This is a genomic window from Psychrobacter sp. TB67 (genome assembly GCF_000511065.1).
Lineage (GTDB): Bacteria > Pseudomonadota > Gammaproteobacteria > Pseudomonadales > Moraxellaceae > Psychrobacter > Psychrobacter okhotskensis.
Genome location: NZ_AYYA01000028.1, coordinates 58,189 through 78,764, shown reverse-complemented (window position 1 = coordinate 78,764; position 20,576 = coordinate 58,189). Strand labels below are relative to the sequence as shown.

Here is a 20,576-nt window from a genome sequence, read left to right as displayed (position 1 = left end):
TCTTTATTTTGTGCCTGTTATTTTGTGCTTATTATTTTATGCCTACAATCTTGTTGCTATCTTTCTTGTACCTATTTGCCCAAAGCAAAATAGTATCAATGAGAGTAAAACATAGTTGATATTCATAAATAGGTTTTGGGTTTAGTTAAATACTATTGTGAGCAGCCACTTTTGCAGCCATTGCTAATGCATCGTTGGTATCTAAATGCTCTAAGCCTTTTATTACACCAGCGATATTGTCTGCTGTTTTGTTCTGGCTTAATTTAAATTGGGCTTGTACCGAGTCAATCGCAAACCTAAAGCCAATAATACCTCGGCACATGGCATCGATATAAGCAGTGGGAGCATCCTCTAGTGACCAAGGATTGTCTGAAACAATCTCTTGCTGCGCTGTCGTGGTGGCTAATATCCATTTGAGTTTGGCAGTATCTTCGAGCAGTTCAATCTTAGACTGAATATGCACACTTTGGTAGTTCCACGTGGGCACTTCTTTATGGGTATTGGCTTTGCTAGGATACCAGTTAGGGCTAACATAATGCCCGGAATCTTGAAAGATAATCAACCATGAAGTATCTGCTAGCGCATCCAAATAAATAGGGTTTTTGCGACCAAAATGACCGTAAAGATAGCCGTATTGAGAATTGATGTTTGCATTATCTTTATACCAAAATAACGGTATATGACAGGCTTCGATGCCTTTATTGGTTTGAGCAATGATAGTCGCTAAGGGCTTCGCTGCGATAAAGTCGATAATATTATCGAAATCTTCCTCACAAAAAACTGAAGGGATATGCATCGTATTCTCTATATATTGAGTTTATCACATCAATTTCTAATATTAATAAGCGACCACTCCCAAAAAGAGAGGTCGCTTGCAGTACTCCATGAGCGTTATTTTAAAAACAGTTGATAACCGACATTGTCAGTGATGGAAGTACAATCATAGCCAATATCAAGTAAGGCATCTTGCAGTAAACGTGAGTTGCTTTCAGAGGCTTGTAGACCCACTAACACGCGTCCTTCAGCAGCGCCATGGTTGCGATAATGGAACAAGGTAATATTAAAATCGTCACCCAGCTTTTCTAAGAAGGTCAATAGCGCACCCGGACGCTCAGGAAAGGTAACTTTTAATAATTGCTCATTTTCGACATGGGCATGACCACCAATCAAATGACGGATATGCGATTTAGCGATGTCATCATCAGTTAAGTCATGTGCTGTATAGCCATCAGAAGCTAATTGGTTACTAATCGTTAGACGTTCTTTATCACCTTCTTTTAAAGCAATACCGACGAAGATTGCAGCAGGCTCCATCGAGTCTGGTGATTTTTTGCTATCGGCACGGTAGTTAAACTCGGTGATATTACGTCCGTGTAGGCTACGGCAGAAGTTTAAGAATGCCCCAGTCTGCTCAGGGATGGTCACGCCAAAGATGGCTTCCTTTTTCTCCCCTATCTCAGTACGCTCAGCGATATAGCGCAGACGGTCAAAGTTCATATTGGCACCGCAGATGATGCTTACGCAGTTTTTGCCTTGTAGACTATGAGCTTCGATATATTTTTTCATGCCCGCAACGGGTAACGCGCCAGCAGGCTCAACGATGCTACGGTTTTCTTCAAAGATGTCTTTGACGGCAGCGCAGACTTCATCATTGGTACAAGTGATAACGTCAGGCTCGACCAAAGGCCCTGAGTTATCGCTTTTTTGCATACGGACGATATCAAAAGGCAATTCACCAATTTGCGCGACTGCCACACCATCGACGAACAGTCCTACTTGCTCAAGTTTTACGCGTTCGCCAGTCTCTAACGCCGCTTTTAGGCAGGCCGATTGTTCTGCTTCTACAGCGATGACTTTAACGTGCGGGGCAACTTCACCTAGGAAGGCTGCGACACCTGAGACCAAACCACCACCACCAACTGCAACGAAAACATAATCCATGTTGCGCCACTGCTGGGTTAGCTCAAGTCCAATAGTGCCTTGTCCAGCGATAACCAATTCATCATCGTAAGGAGGAATGAAGGTTAAGCCTTCACGCTCAGCACGATCAATCGCATAGCGGTTGGCTTGATCGAAGCTATCACCATGCAGATCAACGTTGCCACCAAGCGCTCTGACGGCATCTACCTTGATATCAGGGGTAGTGGTTGGCATAACGATGATATTATTAAGCGATAACTTGCGTGCCGAGTAAGCCACGCCTTGCGCATGGTTACCTGCCGACGCACAAATCACGCCGCGCGCTTTTTGTTCATCGCTCAATTGGCTGATGCGGTTATAAGCACCGCGCAATTTAAAGGATTTGACTGGTTGCAGGTCTTCGCGTTTAAAACGAATATCATTAGCAAAACGTTGGGTCAGCTTGGGTGCAGCTTCAAGTGGCGTTTGAATAGCAACGTCATAGACAGTGGCTTGTAAGATGGCGCGTACCCAATGTGACAGCATAATGATCCCTAAAAAATGAATATAAAAACGAAATAGATTAGCCTATGCTGATTTTGATTATCATGCAAGGCCCTATTGCAGTTTTTATAGCAGTTTTACTGCACTGATGGTTTTTAAGTAAAAAAACAGCCTTCTTATAGGGTAGTGAATTCAAAAGTATTGAATTATTTCCATATGTCTGTATTATTGGACATATGGAAATAACAAATGCTATCGCAAGCTTCGCTGCGCTTTCTCAAGATACTCGTCTCAAAGCCTTTAGGCTACTTGTCAGTCAAGAGCCTGAGGGCTTGCCTGCGGGTGAGATAGCCCGTCAGCTGTCTGTGCCGCATAACACTATGTCGGCGCATTTATCGGTGTTGGCACGAGCAGGGTGGGTAGTGTCAAAACGCCAAAGTAGGCAGATAATTTATCGCGCCTCGTTGTCGCATATGGAGGTGGTCGTGCAGTTTTTATTGCAAGATTGCTGTGCGGGACATCCAGAGCTGTGTGCTTCGCTGATGGATAGTTTAAGCGGCTGTGAGCCTGCCAAATCTAATAAACAAGACAGTCTGTAAAGCACGCCCTAATAACTAGATTCAAAAAATAGGTGAAATCGCTATGAAACCATTAATTTTTCATAATCCAAACTGCGGTACCTCTCGCAATACGCTTGCCATCATAAAGGCATCAGGTGAACAGCCAGAAGTGGTGGAGTATCTAAAAAACCCGCCAAGCCGTGACGAGTTGGTTGAACTCTTGGCAAAAATGAACCTCTCGCCAAGAGAGTTGCTACGTAGTAAAGAAGCCATCAATGATGAGCTGGGCTTAGACAATCCTGAGCTGTCTGATAACGACATTATCGATGCGATGATGGCGCATCCTATCTTAATCAATCGTCCTATCGTGGTCACGGATAAAGGCGCAGCGTTATGCCGACCTTCAGAGCGAGTGTTTGAATTGTTAGAAAACCCAGTGAGCAGCTTTACTAAAGAGGATGGAGAGGTTCTACATCATGGTAAAGGTTAATACAGGGCAATATGACGTCGATGACTTAGCCAATCTAGATGACTTGCCCAATATTGATGCCAGTCAATTACAACCGATTGATATTGAGTCATTGATTGCGCCAAATGATCCGCGTCATCCGCCTAAAATACTAGTGCTATACGGGTCATTACGTGAGCGCTCGTTTTCGCGGCTGGCGGCTGAAGAGGCAAGCCGTCTATTACGTTGGTATGGCTGCGAGGTACGGATGTTTAATCCATCGGGTCTACCGCTGCCAGATGATGCTGATATCAATCATCCAAAGGTACAAGAGCTGCGCGAGCTGGCGCAGTGGTCAGAGGGTATGCTGTGGGCGAGTCCAGAGCGTCACGGTAGTATGACTAGCATTATGAAAGCACAAATCGATTGGATACCACTCGCACTGGGCGGCGTACGTCCAACCCAAGGCAAAACCTTAGCGGTGATGCAAGTCAGCGGTGGCAGTCAAAGCTTTAATACCGTCAATCAGCTGCGTATTCTTGGGCGCTGGATGCGTATGATTACTATCCCCAATCAATCGTCTATCCCTAAGGCCTTTTTAGAGTTTAATGACGATAATCGCATGGACAAGTCGCCCTTATATCTGCGTCTCGTTGATGTCTGTGAAGAGCTGGTGAAGTTCACTTGGCTCACTCGTGGACGCTCAGCTTATCTGACTGATCGCTATTCAGAACGGGTGGAAAGTGCTGAGGAAGTGTCACAGCGCGTCAATCAAAAGTCGCTGTAATATCTCCTAGTTATAATCAACACGCTGTAAATAAGGTTGCTCCATGCTCGCATTAACTATCTTTATCGTGACTTTGGTTTTGGTGATATGGCAGCCTAAAGGATTAGGCATTGGTTGGAGCGCGCTGGGTGGGGCTTTAATCGCCTTAGCTTTTGGCGTGGTGCAATTATCCGATGTCGGTGTGGTATGGGATATCGTTTGGGATGCGACCTTTACCTTTGTGGCGCTTATCATCATTTCGCTTATATTAGATAAAGCGGGATTCTTTGGTTGGGCGGCCCTACATGTGGCTAGACTTGGCAATGGGCAAGGGCGGTTGTTGTTTCCTATGATTGTGATATTGGGCGCGTTTATCTCCGCGTTTTTTGCCAATGATGGCGCTGCATTACTATTGACACCGATTGTTATCGCTATCTTGCTACGGCTTAAGTTTTCACCGCCATCGGCATTGGCTTTTATCATCGCCACGGGCTTCATTGCTGATACCGCCAGCCTGCCGTTAGTGACCTCCAATCTGGTCAATATCGTCAGCGCTAATTATTTTGATATTGGCTTTGGACGTTATGCGGCGGTCATGGTGCCGGTAAATATCGTTTCTGTCATCGCGACATTAGCAGTGCTATGGGTGGTATATGCCCGCCAAATTCCAACACACTATTCCATCGCCAATCTTAGCGCACCTGTATCCGCTATTGAAGATCCGCTGGTTTTTAAGGCAGCTTTTCCGCTGCTTGCCTTGTTATTGGTTGCTTATTTTGCCACCGAGTCACTAGGTATTCCTATCTCCCTCGTCACTGGTGCGGCGGCATTGCTGCTGATGGCAATCGCAGGCCGCTGGTGGCAGGGCGGACGAGATGCCGTTGTTTCTGTGCCTGATGTCGTACGTAACGCGCCTTGGCAAATCGTCTTGTTTTCTGTTGGTATGTATTTGGTGGTGTATGGCTTGGGTAATGCAGGACTGACGGCTTATGGTGCCCAAATACTTAACTGGCTAGGGCAGCAGGGCAATATTATCGCTACGGTAGGGACGGGATTTCTTTCAGCAATCGTGGCCTCTATCATGAATAATATGCCATCCACCTTAGTAGGCGCATTGGCTATTGATAGCGCGCAAGTACCCGCAGCGACTTGCGAGCTGATGATTTATGCCAATGTGATTGGCAACGATTTGGGTCCGAAGTTTACGCCCATCGGTAGTCTGGCGACCTTGTTATGGCTACATGTATTGGCAGAGAAAGACTATAAAATCAGCTGGGGGCAGTATATGAAAATCGGTCTGCTTATTACACCGCCAGTGTTACTAGCCACGCTGTTGGCCTTAGTGTTTTGGTTGCCTTATCTGTCTGAGTTTTAACCAATTTAGACAGAAACCCCCACATCTATAGGAGGCTGGTCGTTCATAAGACATTCATATAGGTTATAGATTATGGTTGGAATACCTCATTATTAGAATCGGTTTTACGCTGACATCTATTAAAGCCATCGGTTATAATAGCGGCGCATTTTACCTTTTTTACAATGATACGTTTATTCTGCCAAGGATTTATAATGAGTGATCAGCAAGCACAAAAGCAGGCCGCCGCCAAAGCAGCGCTAAGTTATATCGAAGACGACATGATACTTGGAGTAGGCACGGGCAGTACGGTGAACTGTTTGATTGAATTGTTGCCGACCATCAAGCTTGCTGGCGCGGTTGCAAGCTCGCAGGTGACGGAAGACAAACTTCGTGCTCTTGGTATTGAAATCGTTGATTTGAACTTTGCTGGCACGCTAGATGTCTATATTGATGGTGCTGATGAAGTTAATGCGCATTTACAATTGATTAAAGGCGGTGGTGGCGCACTGACTCGTGAAAAAATCGTCGCTGCAGCGTCCAATAAGTTCATCTGTATGGTTGATGAGAGTAAGAGCGTTGAGATATTGGGTCGCGAGTTCCCCGTACCGATAGAAGTACTACCACAAGCGCGCTCGTATGTGGCACGTCAATTGGCTCGTCTAGGCGGTGATCCTGTTTACCGTGAAGACTTTGTGACTGATTATGGTAATGTAATTTTAGATACTTATGATTTGGATGTTAGTAATCCGATAGCGCTTGAGAAAGAGTTGAACAATATCGTTGGGGTCGTCTGTAATGGTATCTTTGCTGCCAACCAAGCCGATGTATTATTAAAAGCGGGCAGTACTGGCGTAACGACCTTTACCCGTTAAAGGGCTTGTTAACTGACTAATAATTGTTGGGCGACAATAAAAAGGCAGACCACGAAAAGTGGTCTGCCTTTTTTTAGCGTCATTTTAAGGCGTGCCCTGATTTTGAAAATGTCTCGTTCACATTGAGGATGCGCTCTAAAATGCGACTGGTTGAATGGCTGCTATTAATATGATGAGTTTGATTGGGTAGGTAGTTTAATCTTATCTTTTAATAAAAATTCCATCAGTGCTTTTTGGGCATGCAAGCGGTTTTCTGCTTCGTCCCACACTACTGAACGCGGGTCATCAAGCATATCGTGAGAAATCTCTTCACCGCGGTGCGCAGGCAAGCAATGCATAAACACCACTTCTGGATCAGCTTTATCGAGTAAAGACGGCGTCACTTGATAAGCGGCAAAACGGCGCGCACGAGTGTTTTGTTCAGACTCTTGCCCCATGCTTGCCCATACATCGGTGACAATTAAGTTTGAATCTTTCGCCGCTTCTTGTACGTTTTCGACAATACTGACGCAATGCGAGAAGCGTTTCATCAACTCAGGGTCAGGCTCAAAACCATACGGGGCTGCTACACGTAGCTCAAAGCCAAACTGATTGGCTGCTTGCATGTAGGATGCGCACATATTATTGCCATCACCGACCCACGTCACGATTTTATTTTCGATACTACCGCGATGTTCATAGTAGGTTTGCATGTCAGCCAAGAGCTGGCAAGGATGAAAGTCATCGGTAAGGGCATTGATAATAGGCACGCTTGAGTATTCAGCAAAGGTTTCAACTTTTTCGTGACCAAAGGTACGAATCATAATGATATCGACCATGCTAGAGATGACACGTGCTGAGTCTTCTAACGGCTCGCCGCGACCGAGCTGAGTATCATTTGGCGATAAAAAGATAGCGCTACCACCGAACTGCCCCATGCCAGTCTCGAATGAGATGCGTGTACGGGTTGACGACTTCTCAAAGATCATGCCGAGCGTACGACCCACAAACGGTTGATATATCTCACCGGCGTGTTGCATCTTGCGCAACTCGCTGGCGCGTTTGATTAGGTTTTCTAGTTCTTGTTGGGTTAAATCAGATAAGGTCAAAAAATGGCGCAAACTCATAGTAATCCTAGCAGTCGATCGCGGTCAATGAAACGTCATCAGTCTGTAATAGCATTGCGTCAGTGCGTATGCTGGGGTGACAACAAACTTTTAGTATAGCGCAATTAGTCTTAATGTAAATGTCCAATTTTTCTGCGCTTAATATACCCATCATTCGAGCGTTAAGTTTATGGTTGTCTTGCGATATTAAGCTTGTATACGGTTTGGCCTTAAGCTGAGACGGCATAATAGCTCGTAGCTAATGGTGCCAGCGTGGGCAGCGACTTCGTCAACGTGTGGCGCATCGCCCCAGAGTACGACCTTACTATTCAACGCGATATCTTCTGGTACGCTACTGACATCAATGACGATCATATCCATGGCTACTCGTCCAAGTACCGCACATCGGTAGCTTTGATGGTTTATGCTATCGATGACAGAGACGTAAGCGTCGTCGCTAACCACACGTGGATAGCCGTCACCGTAGCCGATACTTACTAATGCCGTTTTGGTGTCCTGTTGTGCGGTCCAGCGGCTACCATAACCAATGGCATCTCCTAGATCGACCGTCTGCAGTGCCATAATCTGGGCGCTAAACTCCATCGCTGGCTGCAAACCCAATTCTTGCGCATTTTTATCAATGACGGGGGCACTACCATATAAGATGATGCCGGGACGTACCCAGTCGTAATGGTGCTCTGGGAAATTGACGATACCGGCTGAATTGCATAAGGAACCTTTAATATCGGCGCTAATGGTTGCTTGCAACGTACTTAACACCTCCGAAAACCGCTGAATCTGTAGCGCGTTTAATGGATGAGTGCGGTCATCGGCATTGGCAAAGTGAGTCGTTAAAATAAGCTGATAACCTGCTTTATGTAACTGTATAGCCGCTGCAATCACACCTTCTGCATTGAAGCCCAACCGGTTCATACCAGTGTTGTATTTAATCCAAACTACTCTGGTTGCGCTATCAGCGGCTGGCATATTGTCCAACGCCCACTGCAACTGCTGGTTATGATGAATCACGCAGCTAATATCATGCTCAATCGCTTGTTGCCACTCATCAGCGGTAAAGGCACCTTCGATTAAACCAATGGTTTTATCCCAGCCCAATTGTCTGGCTTCCAACGCCTCAGTTAAGGTTGCAACGCCGATACCATCAGCTTGTGATAATGCGGGCAGTACCGCTGCGATTCCGTGCCCATAAGCATTGGACTTGACCATAGCGAGGACTTTAGACTGGGGTGCCAGTTTTTTAACTTGGTTAAGATTATGAGTGATGGCTTTTGGTTTAATAGTAATGGTGCGCATAATCGGCTTCTTTATCAGCAAAGTTATAAAGCCAGTGAAACATCGATCAACTGATGAATCACTGGCCTTTTTATTAATCGTTATTTATTGATGGATACTTATTCATCATTTTCGAAACTCGCGTTTTGATAGTATTCTGGCGTCAGGTTAATAAAGCGGGTAAATTGCCCTTCAAAGCCCAAACGTAGGGTACCGATAGGGCCGTTACGCTGTTTACCAATGATGATTTCAGCCACGCCTTTGTGATCTGAGTTTTCATTATAAACCTCATCGCGATAGATAAACATAATCAAATCGGCATCCTGCTCAATCGCGCCCGATTCGCGCAAATCCGACATGATAGGGCGCTTATTGGGGCGGTTTTCTAGACTGCGGTTAAGCTGTGATAAGGCGATGACGGGGCATTCAAGCTCACGTGCTAGCGCCTTGAGACTCCGTGAAATCTCAGAGATTTCCCCAACACGGTTGCCATCAAGATTAGGGACTTTCATCAACTGTAAGTAATCGACGACGATAGCGCCAAGTTTGCCATCATGGTTTTTTGCAATACGGCGGCAGCGTGAACGCATCTCAGATGGTGGCAAAGCAGTACTATCATCAATATAAAGGTGCTTAGATTGCAAGTGTTGAATGGCATTCATCATTTTTGCCCATTCATCTTCATTCATTTGCCCAGAACGGAGATGCGTCTGATTAATCGCGCCCCATGAGGACAGCAAACGCATGACGATAGACTCTGCGGGCATTTCCATCGAAAATACCACCACGGGCAAATCTTCATTAAATAAAATCCCTTCTGCCAAGTTCATGGCAAAGGTGGTTTTACCCATAGAAGGACGCGCCGCTACGATGATTAAGTCACCTGCTTGCAAGCCTTGCGTTTTGTTATTCAACTCCGCAAATGGCGTTTGTAGACCAATCATGCCGTCTGGATTGGACTTTAGCTCTTGAATTTTATCAATAACGTTGGTCAAAACCGCGGTAATGCCGACGGGTCCACGCTGCTCAGCGCGTTTGTTATGCTGCTCATTGATACTGAATATCTTGCCCTCGACGCTGTCCAAAATATCACTGACGGTTTGGTCTTTGGGATTATAGGCCAGCGTTAGCATCTCGTTGCCAGTCGTGATCAATTGGCGTAGGGTAGACAGCTCACGTACGCGCTGGGCGTAGGCGGTCAGGTTGAATAAGGTGGCAGGGCTTTGGCTCAAGATGTCGGCCAAATAACTGTCACCGCCCGCACTTTTTAGCAGTTTCTGTGCTTCTAGCCAATCATGAACCATGACCGTATCGTAAGGCTCGTTGACCGCCGCTAGATGAGCAATGGCATCAAAAATATACTGGTGCCGCCCCGCATAAAAATCGTCTTTGGTGACGATATCTGCAATCTTGTCATACGCCTCTTCGATACTCATCAAAGACGCGAGCAAGGCCTTTTCAATATCAATATTGTGCGGGGGTGTCTGATTGAGTAAGTCGTCGGTTTTTTCTTTATCTGCCATGAGTGCCTAATATGTCAAAAGTCGTATAAAAAAGGGTGTGAAAAGTGTTTAATATAAATGCTTATTTTAGCAATGATACAGCAAAGCAAGCGCGCTGCACTTCTACGACAGTAGTACCAAAAGGTGGTCTCAGCGTTTGCTTAAAAATGTTAAAATGAGAAACGAAAGTTTAACACATAATGCACTTTTTTCAGACGCTATAAACAACTATCTAACCTAAATCAGGGTTGTAATACGTAAAGAAATCGTTTATACAATGTGAATATAAATATTTTTTCTAACAATAAAAATAATAATTAAATCAAATACTTATTTTGAATATAAAGGGGTTGCTATTATGCAAGATACACAAAAAAAACTGCCATTATTAATCACAACCGGTGAACCGGCAGGCATTGGTATGGATGTCGTACTGCTATTAGCGGCTGCGGGCAAGTTGCAAGATTTTGAACGTCCAATATGGGTCACGGCAGATAGCACCGCTATACAAACGCGGGCAAACGAGCTTGTGGTGGCTGGTGTGCTCGAAAGCTGTCCTGCTTGGCAAATACTGGATGTAAATATAGAAGCTGATGATTTTTTAAGTCAACTATCACAGCAAACTATGGATAGCGATAGTGCTTTTATCCTGCTGAATACGCCTTGTGCTGCGCCAGTCGTTCGTGGAAAAATCGACATTAACAATTCAGCGATGGTTGCCAAGCAATTAGCAATTGCCCATCAGATGGCAACCAACCAAACAGTCGCTGCTATCGTCACAGGGCCATTGCAAAAATCTGCCTTGATAGATGCTGGTATAAAGTTGCTCGATGGCACGATGTTTAGTGGTCATACTGAATTTTTTATGCAGCAAAGTGGCTGTGAGAAAGTCGTGATGATGCTCGCTAATCAAGCGATGAAAGTGGCGCTCGTCACCACACATTTAGCATTAAAGGATATTCCTGTCGCCATTACCGCTGAGAATGTGCGGCAAACAGTACAAATTGTCATTGATGATATGCGCGAGAAATTCGGCTTAACGCAGCCACGTATTTTGGTCTGCGGTCTGAACCCACATGCAGGCGAGGGCGGGCATTTGGGCGTTGAGGAAATTGAGATTATCAATCCCGTATTGCGTGAGTTTATCGATGCGGGCGTCGATATATCAGAGGCGATGCCAGCGGATACCTTATTTACGCCAAGACATTTGGCAAATTGCGATGCGGTGATTGCGATGTATCATGACCAAGGTTTGCCGGTGCTTAAATCGCATGGTTTTGGTGATACGGTCAATCTTACCTTGGGGTTGCCCTATATTCGTACCTCAGTTGACCATGGTACAGCGCTTGATTTAGCAGGGCGCGGCGGCGCAAGTGCAACCAGCTTGTATCAAGCATTAACCATGGCAAATGAGATGGCCGATAAATCGCTTATTAATCGATCTCCTGCATAAAACTGGTGCCTTAGCGACATTTGTCACGCAGTATTGGATATACCTTAGTGTGAATAATGGTCATTTATGAATCATCAAAAAAGGTCTGTTATAAGTGGTTCCATTATACCAGTCTGTTTTAAGTAGTCTGTTAATAGGTTTAGAGGGTGAAATAGCTGGTTCCGTTGGGGTATAGTCAACGCACTCAAAAAATCAGTTTAGATGAGAGGTTAAAATATTGAATAGAATCTTAGATTTATGCTCACATTTGGGCGAAAGCTTGAGGGGTAATGGTATTGAGAATTTCGCTTTCCCTATACATGAAGTGGATAGTGTTTTAGAGGTTTACAGAACTAATAGAGTACTAATTTTAGGTGGTGATATTTATATCAAAAATTCATCTGAAAATTTTGCTCCATTTTATGAAAACTGGTTTTATGAAGGCAGTAGTGTTGAAGATAGTATAATTAAAGCTCAAGACTACCTTAGAATGTTTAAAGGAAAAGATTTATATGTCTGCTTCGTAGCCTAAAGACTAACAGTTCAACAGTTCGAAGCCTGTATAGGGCATCGAATTATCAGCTATATAGCAAAAAAGCCTTACCGCTAACGAGAGAAAGACATGAAAGAGGATAATAAAGGTTTTTTTAGTCAGCGCACATTTAATATATTTTTCTCTGGAGTATTTGTTTTCATTATGGCTATGATGTTCAAAGAAAAATTAGAAAAGCCAGAGAACTATTTGGAAGATGTTAAGAAAAGCGAAACCGTTGCTAGAGAACAGCTTGCACCACCTTTAAAGAAAGTATTTGTAGACGCATTGATATCTGAAGGTCGAACAAGCAGAGGTAGTAGCTCGCTACGTTACGGAATGACATTTGAAAATAATAATAGTATAACCGACGATGATATAAATAAAATTGGGGAGAATGGTTGGATACAATATAGAAAGGAATTCCAAGAGGATGGATTATACTTTTTCTGCAAAGACAAATATGAGTTGAAAGTTACAGAGGATGAAAGTTATATTTCTACAATAATAAGATATAGTACATCCTCTCCATGCTGGGATTTTGAAGAAACTTTAAAGGATGATTTTTATCAGTTGGTAAAATAACTTTCTATAGTGGCACTTAAAACTTCAGCAATAGTTCTATCCAAGGCTTCTTAAGCTTGGAAATCTAACGCTTTGTACACCATGAAGTACACTGGGACTATCTAAGCAAGTTAAAACGTTGATACCATTGGCCCACAGCTTAGTGTTCAAGTCCTCACTAGGGAACCGAACCCATTTAATGAGGTAGTATCACTTAACTGATGCAATAAGCTTAGATTCTACAATAAAAAACTAGCCCAGCTGTGAAAGCTTAATAAGGCCTAGATTCAAATAAGAAGTGCAACGTTTTAAAAGAATGAGTTGAAGAGTAAGATGTGCCGTGTTGCATTTCAAACTTCAACTCCTACATATCAGAACGTTATGAGACACTATACACATCTTACCCAAGAGCAAAGATATCAAATATCAGCGCTATTGCAAGCTAAAAAAAGCATGAGTGAAATAGCTAGAATTATTGGCTGTCATAAATCAACGGTTAGTCGAGAGATAAGGCGAAACCTAGGACAAAGGGGTTATCGCCCCAAACAAGCCCATCGATTGGCAAAAGCGCGCAAAGTTGTGAATAGCGCTCAGATCAGCCGCTTTGGCTGGTGTTATATTGAGCATCTACTCAGCAAGCACTACTCACCTGAGCAAATCACAGGGCGACTGAGAATGCTGGGTTGGGAAGAGGTCCCAAGCCATGAATCGATATACCAACACATCTATACTGACAAAAAGGCAGGGGGTGATTTACACAACGCCCTTAGATGTCAAAAGCGTTACAAGAGACGGTATCTGCAAGGTAACGATAGGCGCGGAAAAATAGCGAACCGCTGTGATATCACTGAGCGTCCAAGTATCATTGATACGCGCAGTCGTATGGGCGATTATGAAGGGGATACGGTGGTTGGTCGTGGGCATCAAGGTGTTCTGGTTACTTTAGTAGATAGAACGACTCGAGAGACTAAGATTAAAGCGCTACCCAATCGTAAGGCAGTAGCCGTCACCCAAGCTTGTATTGGCATGCTAAAAGGTGAACAGGCGTTAAGTATCACCTTTGACAACGGTAAAGAGTTTGCTGACCATGAAACGATGGCAACAGCGTTGAAGGCTGATATTTACTTTGCTCAGCCTTATCATTCCTGGGAGCGCGGCACGAATGAGAATACCAATGGGTTAATTCGTCAGTTCCTACCTAAGTCGATGCGTCTTGATAACCTATGCACGCACTTAGTTCAGTCGATTGAGGATAATTTAAATAATCGACCTAGAAAGGTGCTAGGGTTTAGAACGCCTCTTGAGGTAAAATCTAGCTTCGGGTGCGTTGCACTTCAATGTTGAATCCAAGAGGCAAATAAAATGAATATCCATGTTTTAGATAGGTTTGATGAGATTTATTACGACTTAAATCAAGTAACCATTGAAGACGTATATATTAAAGATAGAGATGAAACTGATATTGAGTTTAATTCGATCAACTTTAAGAATACTAAACCTAAAGATACGAGCTTTCATGAGTATTTTTTTGAACCTTTTAAAAACACTCAACCTGAAACCTATAGGGTCTTATCTGAGGTTACAGAAGAATTTTTCTACGCCATTCAACGAACAACTCTTCCAGAGATAGTTTCAGATATTACAGCGTTTGGTATCAATATAAATGGCATTATTATTTATCTCCGGTATACCCCTTATATTACTAAGCACGCTCAAAGAAACGAATTTAACTTACCCCTAGAGATTATTCAGTCGTGGCTATGGCGTAGTGCTGGTTGGTATATCCCTGAGAACACTGTTTACGGGCCACTGGCTCCAAGTGGGTTGCCATCGAGTAACAATCGGCCTATCGGATCAATTTGTCCAGATATTGAAGGAAAGAGTAAAAAAGCTCGTGAAAAAGTAGCTTTTTTAGAAGATAAGTTTAAACAACCTTTTTTAGGGTGTGTATAGAATTCAAATCAAGGGCAACCAGATAAAGACACAAGCGAGCATTACCGCCGCTGCAAAGCTATCTTTGAGCTTATCATATCGCGTGGCAATGCCCCTAAAATGTTTCAATCTAGCAAAAGCGTTTTCTACCAAATGACGGCAACGATACAAATACCAATCTAGTGTGTCGTTACTGCTTTTAGAGTTCGACTTAACAGGTATGACTGACTGAGCACAGTGCTTGAAGATACACTCTCTAATATCGCTACTATCGTAGCCCCTGTCTGCAATCACCGCTTTAGTCTGGTTGTTAATGGTGCTACATATCAACGCCTTTGCCATCTTAGAGTCATGTACTTGCCCACCTGACAGCTCAACATGTATAGGGTTGCCACAAGCATCGACCACTAAGTGCAGTTTGCTGCTATTACCTGCAACGCTTTTACCAATGGCCTCATCAAGATGACTGGCTGCGCCTGTACTATGCTGATGAGCTTTAACCACGCTACCGTCTATAAATAACCATTCACTATCATAGTTTGCTGTGACTATCTTCATGAGCTTTTGCCATTTACCGGTTTTACGCCAGTAACGGTATTGATGATATATGCTAGACCAATGACCAAAATAAGAAGGTAAGTCTCGCCATGGACAGCCTACTCGTATGCGGTACAACATGCCTTCAACGGTACGTCTTAGATTGGGCTTGTTATATACGTTAATTTGTCGCAATATAATAAATAGCTTGTGCCAATGTTCATCGTTGAGCTTAGTGCGAGCCATAAGTGACGCCTTGTTTCTTTGTTGTGGTAAACATTAGAGTAAGGCGTTGCTTATTTTTTTCAATGCTTTCTCAATTCTATACAGTCCCTAGTGGATTATGAAGATGATGACAGTTATGACACTCATTTTCAGCTTCGTGCCTTAATCGATACTAGATTTAATGGTCTAGAGCAAGAGAAGAATTTCCAGATATTTTCTGCCACTAACCATATCCAAAAAGACATGTATTTAATACAAGATCAGGATATCTATAGTATCCAAAAACTAATGAAGCCAGCAGAAGCAATTGATCATTATGCTGCTCATTTAATATCAAGACAGGCTAGAGAATTCGACTTTTTACAATATACTGAAGACTTTTAACGGCATTCCTAGCTCGGTCACTAGCGTAATAGGGTGCTACTCCCTGTAGGGCTATTCTATTTGCCCCCTTAAACTTCGCTTATCAGGCAAGTTGCGCTTTGTTTCCATAACGGTGATTATGGTAAATGGCTTGAGGGCAAGAAAAAACACTGTGTCGCTTGCGTTAAGGTATAAATGGTTTATTAATAAAATGTCTCAAAAATGCAGCGCAATTATGAGCTGTGTTATAATTTGTCATTATAAAGCCAATATATCACTGGCATCGAATTATCGACCCTTTTTTTTACCTATTAAGACTTTTCTATGTCCAAGACTACGTTTGATGCTCAAACTATTTCTAACAGCCTACGGGCTGCCAAACACCAACCGCGTAAACGCTTTGGTCAAAACTTCTTACATGACCGTAGTGTTATCCGTGAGATTGTTGAGAGCATTCGTTTAGAGCGTAATGATAATTTAATCGAGATTGGACCGGGCATGGGTGCACTGACTGAGCCATTATTGGCAGAAGTCGATGCGATGACCGTGGTAGAGCTGGATCGTGATTTGGCCGATAGCCTTCGTATCCGTATCGGTGCCAATAGTCATCCAAATTTTACGATCATCAAAGACAATGCCATGCACGTTGATTATCGTGAGCTCTATAGCCCTGAGCGTGGCAAACTACGTGTGGTGGGTAATTTACCGTATAACATCTCTACACCGATACTTTTTCATCTGCTCAGTTATGCTGATGTGATTCAAGACATGCACTTTATGTTGCAAAAAGAAGTGGTCGAACGTATCACCGCTGATGTCGGCAGCAAAACCTATGGTCGCTTGTCGGTCATCATGCAATATCACTGTGATACCGACTATCTATTGACTGTGCCACGTGGCGCATTTAATCCACCACCAAAGGTCACCAGCGCAGTCTTTCGCCTGACCCCGCATATCAATAAGCCAATCGTGGCAGAAGACGAAGAGTATTTCGCCATTGTCGTGCGCGAAACCTTTAATCATCGTCGTAAGACACTACGTGCTATTTTTAAGAAGTCTACCTTGTTGCCGACATTGAGCGAAGAAGACTTTGCTGCTTGCGCTATTGATCCACAAGCGCGTCCCGAGACCTTGAGCGTAAAAGACTTTGTCAATTTGAGCAATCAGGCGCGCAAAATAGAGGTTTAATTCATCATTCAAAAATATTTATTTAGAAATAAAAAAAGTCATTAGATAGAGATATGAGGGTTTATGAGTTTTCGCCACCAGTACGTCATCGGTGATCTGCAAGGTTGTTATGGGGCGTACCTTAATCTACTCGACACATTAGATTTTGACTCTGCGCAGGATAAGTTGTGGTTTGCAGGTGACTTGGTGGCACGCGGCGAAGACTCGTTGAATACCTTGCGTCATGTAAAGGCGCTTTGTGAGCAAGGCGCAGCAGCGACAGTACTAGGTAATCACGATATTAATTTGATCGCTGTTTGGCGCGGCGCTGCAAAGCTCAACAAAAAAGACAAAACAGCTCCTATTTTTGCCGCCGATGATTGTGATGAGTTGTTAAACTGGCTACGCCATCAGCCAGTATTGGCTTATCCTGATGAGCAGACGGTATTGGTACATGCTGGTATACCGCCGCATTGGACTATTGAAGCAGCCGCAGACTATGCCCAGCAGTTAGAGGCGCAACTGCGAGGCAGCTTAAAACAGCTTGATCGATTGTTGCCGAACTTATATAGCAAGACCGCTGATGAGTGGCATTCAGACATTGATGGCTTTACCAAGATGCGGGCGATTGCAAATTACTTTACGCGTATGCGTTTGTGCAAGCAGGATGGTTTGCTCGAGTTTAGCTTTACAGCAAGTTTAGATGACTCGATGCCAAAAGACTTTTTGCCATGGTTTGAGTGGCAAGTACCGCGCACGCGTAAGATATTATTTGGTCATTGGGCGGCATTAAAAGGTGAGGTCGATTTACCACATGCCCGCGCCTTGGACGGTGGCTGCGTCTGGGGTAATTACTTATTGGCTTATCGATTGGGCGATGAAGATGTCATTACCTCAAGTGCCCATTGTCATCCGCCATAACGGCTGGATTTGCTAGCCATAGCTGTAGAAACAGTTGGCTGTAACTGTTTCTATAAAAAAATCATCTGCTAGACAATAAAAGAAGCGATTATATAAGCCACCAAAACTGCCGATTTAACTGGGCAACTTAGGTGGCTTTTTCGGTTTTGGCAGTGGGGTTTTGGCATCGCCTGCGTTTTTGCTATCAGAGTCAGCATTCCCTGTCTCATCACTACTCACTTCATCGCTGTTAGCCGCCAGGCTATCAAGGGTTTTCGTAGTTTTATCATATTGAATATCATCGGTGTATGGCACACTATTGAGATCGTCATCCAGCAGACCATCATCGAGATCTACTTTTTTTTTGGCCATGGTTTGATTCGCGGTGTTGTGCGCTTCACGATTACCCGTCGTAGGATCAAAGTTATTGTCAGCTGTCTGATTGTCGTATTGTATGTCGGTCACTGCTGGATCATTTTGCATATTGCCTTGCATTGATTTGGGCAGTATTTTTACGTCCGATAAACGTCGTACCACATAATTACTGGGTAAGGGCTTGCCGCCTTTTTGCGCTGAGGTATCGTCAAAAATCATGCGACCTTGGCTATCGATACGCGCATATTTCATGGGTTTATCACGTGGCCAAAAGAAGTCAGATGGATGACTGATAATGTGACCAAACACCAGTTTGGTCAGGCGACCCCATTCAAAGAAGCGCACTTCTTTTGAGCGTAGCGCCACGAACAAGGCGAGGGAGAAGCTGACCATTAAGTTGACGATACCGATAAGGGCGACACCAAGAATGGACAGTAAGATGACGTTCCAGCTGATTTGATCGGCAGGCATGTTGAATAACCCATGTGCCAAGTTGGCTGAGGCAAAGGCAATATGGCGAATATCAATGGGTAAGCCAAAGATAAAACCAATAGTGGCGGTGCTACCTAAAAATACGCCGAATAAGAAGTTGCCCATGATGGCACCTAAATTGGCTTCTACAAAGCCGCCTAAACGCTGTAACCATGATTTGGGAAGCAGGAACTTTAGCAACTTATGGCGCTGTATACGGGCGCCAACATGATTATAAACCGCTAAATTATCGTAATAGCCAGCGATCAAACCCGATAAAAATAAATACACACCAGCGATAGCAGCATGGGGCAGGGCGAGCGAGCGAAAAGGGTCGAGATCATGGAGGAGATGGCCCGCCTTCTCGGTATCAATCATCGGTGTGCCCGTATATTGCAGCCAAGCAAAAGAGATGATAAGGGCAACGGGTATCGCCACCATCACATTACCCATAATAGCGATAAATTGGGTACGCAAAATATCAACGACCAATTCTGACAGCTTGGTCAGCTGTCGAGATTTTTTACCAGAGCCATCTGATATGGTGGAGGCAATAGCCGCCGCTGTCATGGCAGGCTGCTTGGTGGCGACCGTACCGCGAATGACATGAATAAAAACAAAGCCCAAACCATAAATCATACTATTAATAAATGCCCGACCCATCGGTGCGAGGGCCAAATGATAAGCCAGTATCTTGGTGGTCGCCATAAAAGCAATGATAAAGCCCCCAATTGAGGCTTTTTTGAACATTTCCTGATAACCGGCCTTATCAGTACTAATGTAATGCTCACCGACGCGGCTTGCATTTTCTGTCACTTTTCGCGAGAGTAACTTGGTATTATTATCGATCAAATAACCGATACTATAGCGACGATTGGCGGTGGTAATCAGCGTTTGGATGAGTTCAATGACGGCAAGATCACGCTTGTTATAATCGTCAGTCACCAGCTCAGTCAAGATACGCATACGCTGCAAGCTTTGGTCTAGACGTAGCATCATATTGGTCAGACGAATAGAAATACCCGTCTTATAAATACGTTTACGCACCGTGGCAACGATGTCTTCGCACTGCTCAATCATGACGAGCAACGGCGCTGGATCGACCGCTTTTTCGGGGGTAATATCAGTCAAGGTATCAAGCTCATGCGCCTGTCTATATTGATTGACGAACAGTACTGCTTCTTGATTTTGTGCTACAAAAGACGCTGAGTAGTTTAATATTTGGGGGTAAGATTCCATCAAATCAGGGTGCAGACCGATACCACTGATGCGATAAGACAAAATGATAATCGCGTTTAAAATACTATTTTTCGCCGTAGCGACCAGATCTAAATGCGCTTCTTCGACTCTGATTAATTCAACCAGCTCATCCCACTTTTCTTTGTCGATATTGGCCAACCAGCGCTCGTCAGAGCGCTTATCAAATAAATAACCAACCAGCTCAACAACGGAGTCCTCTTGCGGCAGTAATGGCAAAAAGCGATGACCGACTAAACGCCGCAAACTGTTAAAAAATCCTTGATCCGACATGATGCCCGTGTCGGTATAGAGCGCAATTTGCCGGTATTGGATAATGAGTTTTAGTACAAAGCTTGCCAGCCCGTCTCCATATTCTGGATGCTGGCGTAAGATATCAATCAAATCCTGAATGTTTTCATTGGCGAGCGCAGGCTCTTTATCGCTCACCCGTAGCTCATCTATTAAGCGTTTTAGTACCGCAGGATCGGGTACATCACTTAGCGCCGTAATCTGCTGTAAAATGCGTTTTAATTCTGGCACGTCGCATCCTCTA

General features: G+C 44.0%; 20 protein-coding genes. 13 read left to right on the top strand and 7 right to left on the bottom strand.

The genetic code is table 11. The annotated features are described in order from the left end of the window. Positions 1–145: 145 nt before the first annotated feature. On the bottom strand, positions 146–796 hold the full coding sequence (locus tag W293_RS0103985; RefSeq protein ID WP_025651217.1) for an FMN-binding negative transcriptional regulator: 651 nt from the start codon (positions 794–796) through the stop codon (positions 146–148). A 95-nt stretch (positions 797–891) separates the two neighbouring features. Beyond that, positions 892–2,445: a threonine ammonia-lyase, biosynthetic gene (gene ilvA, locus W293_RS0103980; RefSeq protein ID WP_025651216.1), complete on the bottom strand. Its 1,554-nt coding sequence runs from the start codon at positions 2,443–2,445 to the stop codon at positions 892–894. A 194-nt stretch (positions 2,446–2,639) separates the two neighbouring features. On the opposite strand from ilvA, the gene W293_RS0103975 reads away from it, so the two are divergent. The 5 genes from W293_RS0103975 to rpiA all read left to right on the top strand — a co-directional run bounded on the left by W293_RS0103975 (position 2,640) and on the right by rpiA (position 6,406). Continuing rightward, positions 2,640–3,002 (top strand): ArsR/SmtB family transcription factor, encoded by a 363-nt coding sequence (locus tag W293_RS0103975; protein WP_025651215.1) that lies wholly within the window; start codon positions 2,640–2,642, stop codon positions 3,000–3,002. Between the two features lie 43 nt (positions 3,003–3,045). Continuing rightward, positions 3,046–3,453, top strand: a complete 408-nt coding sequence (arsC, locus tag W293_RS0103970; RefSeq protein ID WP_025651214.1) for an arsenate reductase (glutaredoxin) — start codon at positions 3,046–3,048, stop codon at positions 3,451–3,453. Continuing rightward, positions 3,440–4,198, top strand: a complete 759-nt coding sequence (arsH, locus tag W293_RS0103965) for an arsenical resistance protein ArsH (RefSeq protein WP_025651213.1) — start codon at positions 3,440–3,442, stop codon at positions 4,196–4,198. The genes arsC and arsH overlap by 14 nt, the downstream gene beginning before the upstream one ends. A 43-nt stretch (positions 4,199–4,241) precedes the next feature. Further along, a complete protein-coding gene (locus W293_RS0103960) occupies positions 4,242–5,552 on the top strand; it encodes an arsenic transporter (protein ID WP_025651212.1) in 1,311 nt (436 codons plus the stop codon). A gap of 194 nt (positions 5,553–5,746) precedes the next feature. Then, the gene (rpiA, locus tag W293_RS0103955) at positions 5,747–6,406 is read left to right on the top strand and encodes a ribose-5-phosphate isomerase RpiA (RefSeq protein WP_025651211.1); all 660 of its coding nucleotides are present in this window, start codon (positions 5,747–5,749) and stop codon (positions 6,404–6,406) included. A 164-nt stretch (positions 6,407–6,570) separates the two neighbouring features. Here rpiA and argF read toward each other — a convergent pair whose 3' ends face one another. The 3 genes from argF to dnaB form a co-directional block, all read right to left on the bottom strand. Then, a complete protein-coding gene (argF, locus tag W293_RS0103950; RefSeq protein ID WP_025651210.1) occupies positions 6,571–7,512 on the bottom strand; it encodes an ornithine carbamoyltransferase in 942 nt (313 codons plus the stop codon). 186 nt (positions 7,513–7,698) lie between these two features. Continuing rightward, complete coding sequence (gene alr / locus W293_RS0103945; RefSeq protein ID WP_025651209.1) at positions 7,699–8,805, bottom strand: alanine racemase; 1,107 nt, start codon at positions 8,803–8,805, stop codon at positions 7,699–7,701. A 98-nt stretch (positions 8,806–8,903) separates the two neighbouring features. After that, entirely contained in the window at positions 8,904–10,307 is a 1,404-nt protein-coding gene (gene dnaB, locus W293_RS0103940; RefSeq protein WP_025651208.1) for a replicative DNA helicase, read from the bottom strand. A 337-nt stretch (positions 10,308–10,644) separates the two neighbouring features. Between dnaB and pdxA the strand changes: the two genes are divergently transcribed. From pdxA to W293_RS0103915, 5 genes are all read left to right on the top strand, one after another. Further along, positions 10,645–11,739: a 4-hydroxythreonine-4-phosphate dehydrogenase PdxA gene (pdxA, locus tag W293_RS0103935; protein WP_025651207.1), complete on the top strand. Its 1,095-nt coding sequence runs from the start codon at positions 10,645–10,647 to the stop codon at positions 11,737–11,739. Positions 11,740–11,956: 217 nt separating this feature from the next. Continuing rightward, complete coding sequence (locus tag W293_RS0103930; RefSeq protein ID WP_198015413.1) at positions 11,957–12,250, top strand: Imm40 family immunity protein; 294 nt, start codon at positions 11,957–11,959, stop codon at positions 12,248–12,250. A 90-nt stretch (positions 12,251–12,340) separates the two neighbouring features. Beyond that, positions 12,341–12,835, top strand: a complete 495-nt coding sequence (locus tag W293_RS0103925) for a hypothetical protein (protein ID WP_025651205.1) — start codon at positions 12,341–12,343, stop codon at positions 12,833–12,835. Positions 12,836–13,195: 360 nt separating this feature from the next. After that, entirely contained in the window at positions 13,196–14,158 is a 963-nt protein-coding gene (locus tag W293_RS0103920; RefSeq protein WP_025651204.1) for an IS30 family transposase, read from the top strand. Positions 14,159–14,176: 18 nt separating this feature from the next. Further along, the gene (locus W293_RS0103915) at positions 14,177–14,767 is read left to right on the top strand and encodes a hypothetical protein (RefSeq protein WP_025651203.1); all 591 of its coding nucleotides are present in this window, start codon (positions 14,177–14,179) and stop codon (positions 14,765–14,767) included. 3 nt (positions 14,768–14,770) lie between these two features. On the opposite strand, the gene W293_RS0103910 is transcribed toward W293_RS0103915, so the two are convergent. Further along, the gene (locus W293_RS0103910; RefSeq protein WP_025651202.1) at positions 14,771–15,529 is read right to left on the bottom strand and encodes an IS5 family transposase; all 759 of its coding nucleotides are present in this window, start codon (positions 15,527–15,529) and stop codon (positions 14,771–14,773) included. A 90-nt stretch (positions 15,530–15,619) separates the two neighbouring features. On the opposite strand from W293_RS0103910, the gene W293_RS0103905 reads away from it, so the two are divergent. The 3 genes from W293_RS0103905 (at position 15,620) to W293_RS0103895 (ending at position 17,959) form a co-directional block, all read left to right on the top strand. Beyond that, positions 15,620–15,892, top strand: coding sequence for a hypothetical protein (locus W293_RS0103905; RefSeq protein ID WP_025651201.1), 273 nt, complete (start codon positions 15,620–15,622; stop codon positions 15,890–15,892). Between the two features lie 303 nt (positions 15,893–16,195). Further along, entirely contained in the window at positions 16,196–17,059 is an 864-nt protein-coding gene (rsmA, locus tag W293_RS0103900; RefSeq protein ID WP_025651200.1) for a 16S rRNA (adenine(1518)-N(6)/adenine(1519)-N(6))-dimethyltransferase RsmA, read from the top strand. Positions 17,060–17,122: 63 nt separating this feature from the next. After that, on the top strand, positions 17,123–17,959 hold the full coding sequence (locus tag W293_RS0103895) for a symmetrical bis(5'-nucleosyl)-tetraphosphatase (RefSeq protein ID WP_025651199.1): 837 nt from the start codon (positions 17,123–17,125) through the stop codon (positions 17,957–17,959). Between the two features lie 114 nt (positions 17,960–18,073). Here the strand turns inward: W293_RS0103895 and W293_RS0103890 are convergent, their stop codons facing one another. Then, a complete protein-coding gene (locus W293_RS0103890) occupies positions 18,074–20,563 on the bottom strand; it encodes a site-specific recombinase (protein WP_025651198.1) in 2,490 nt (829 codons plus the stop codon). Between the last annotated feature and the right edge of the window lie 13 nt (positions 20,564–20,576).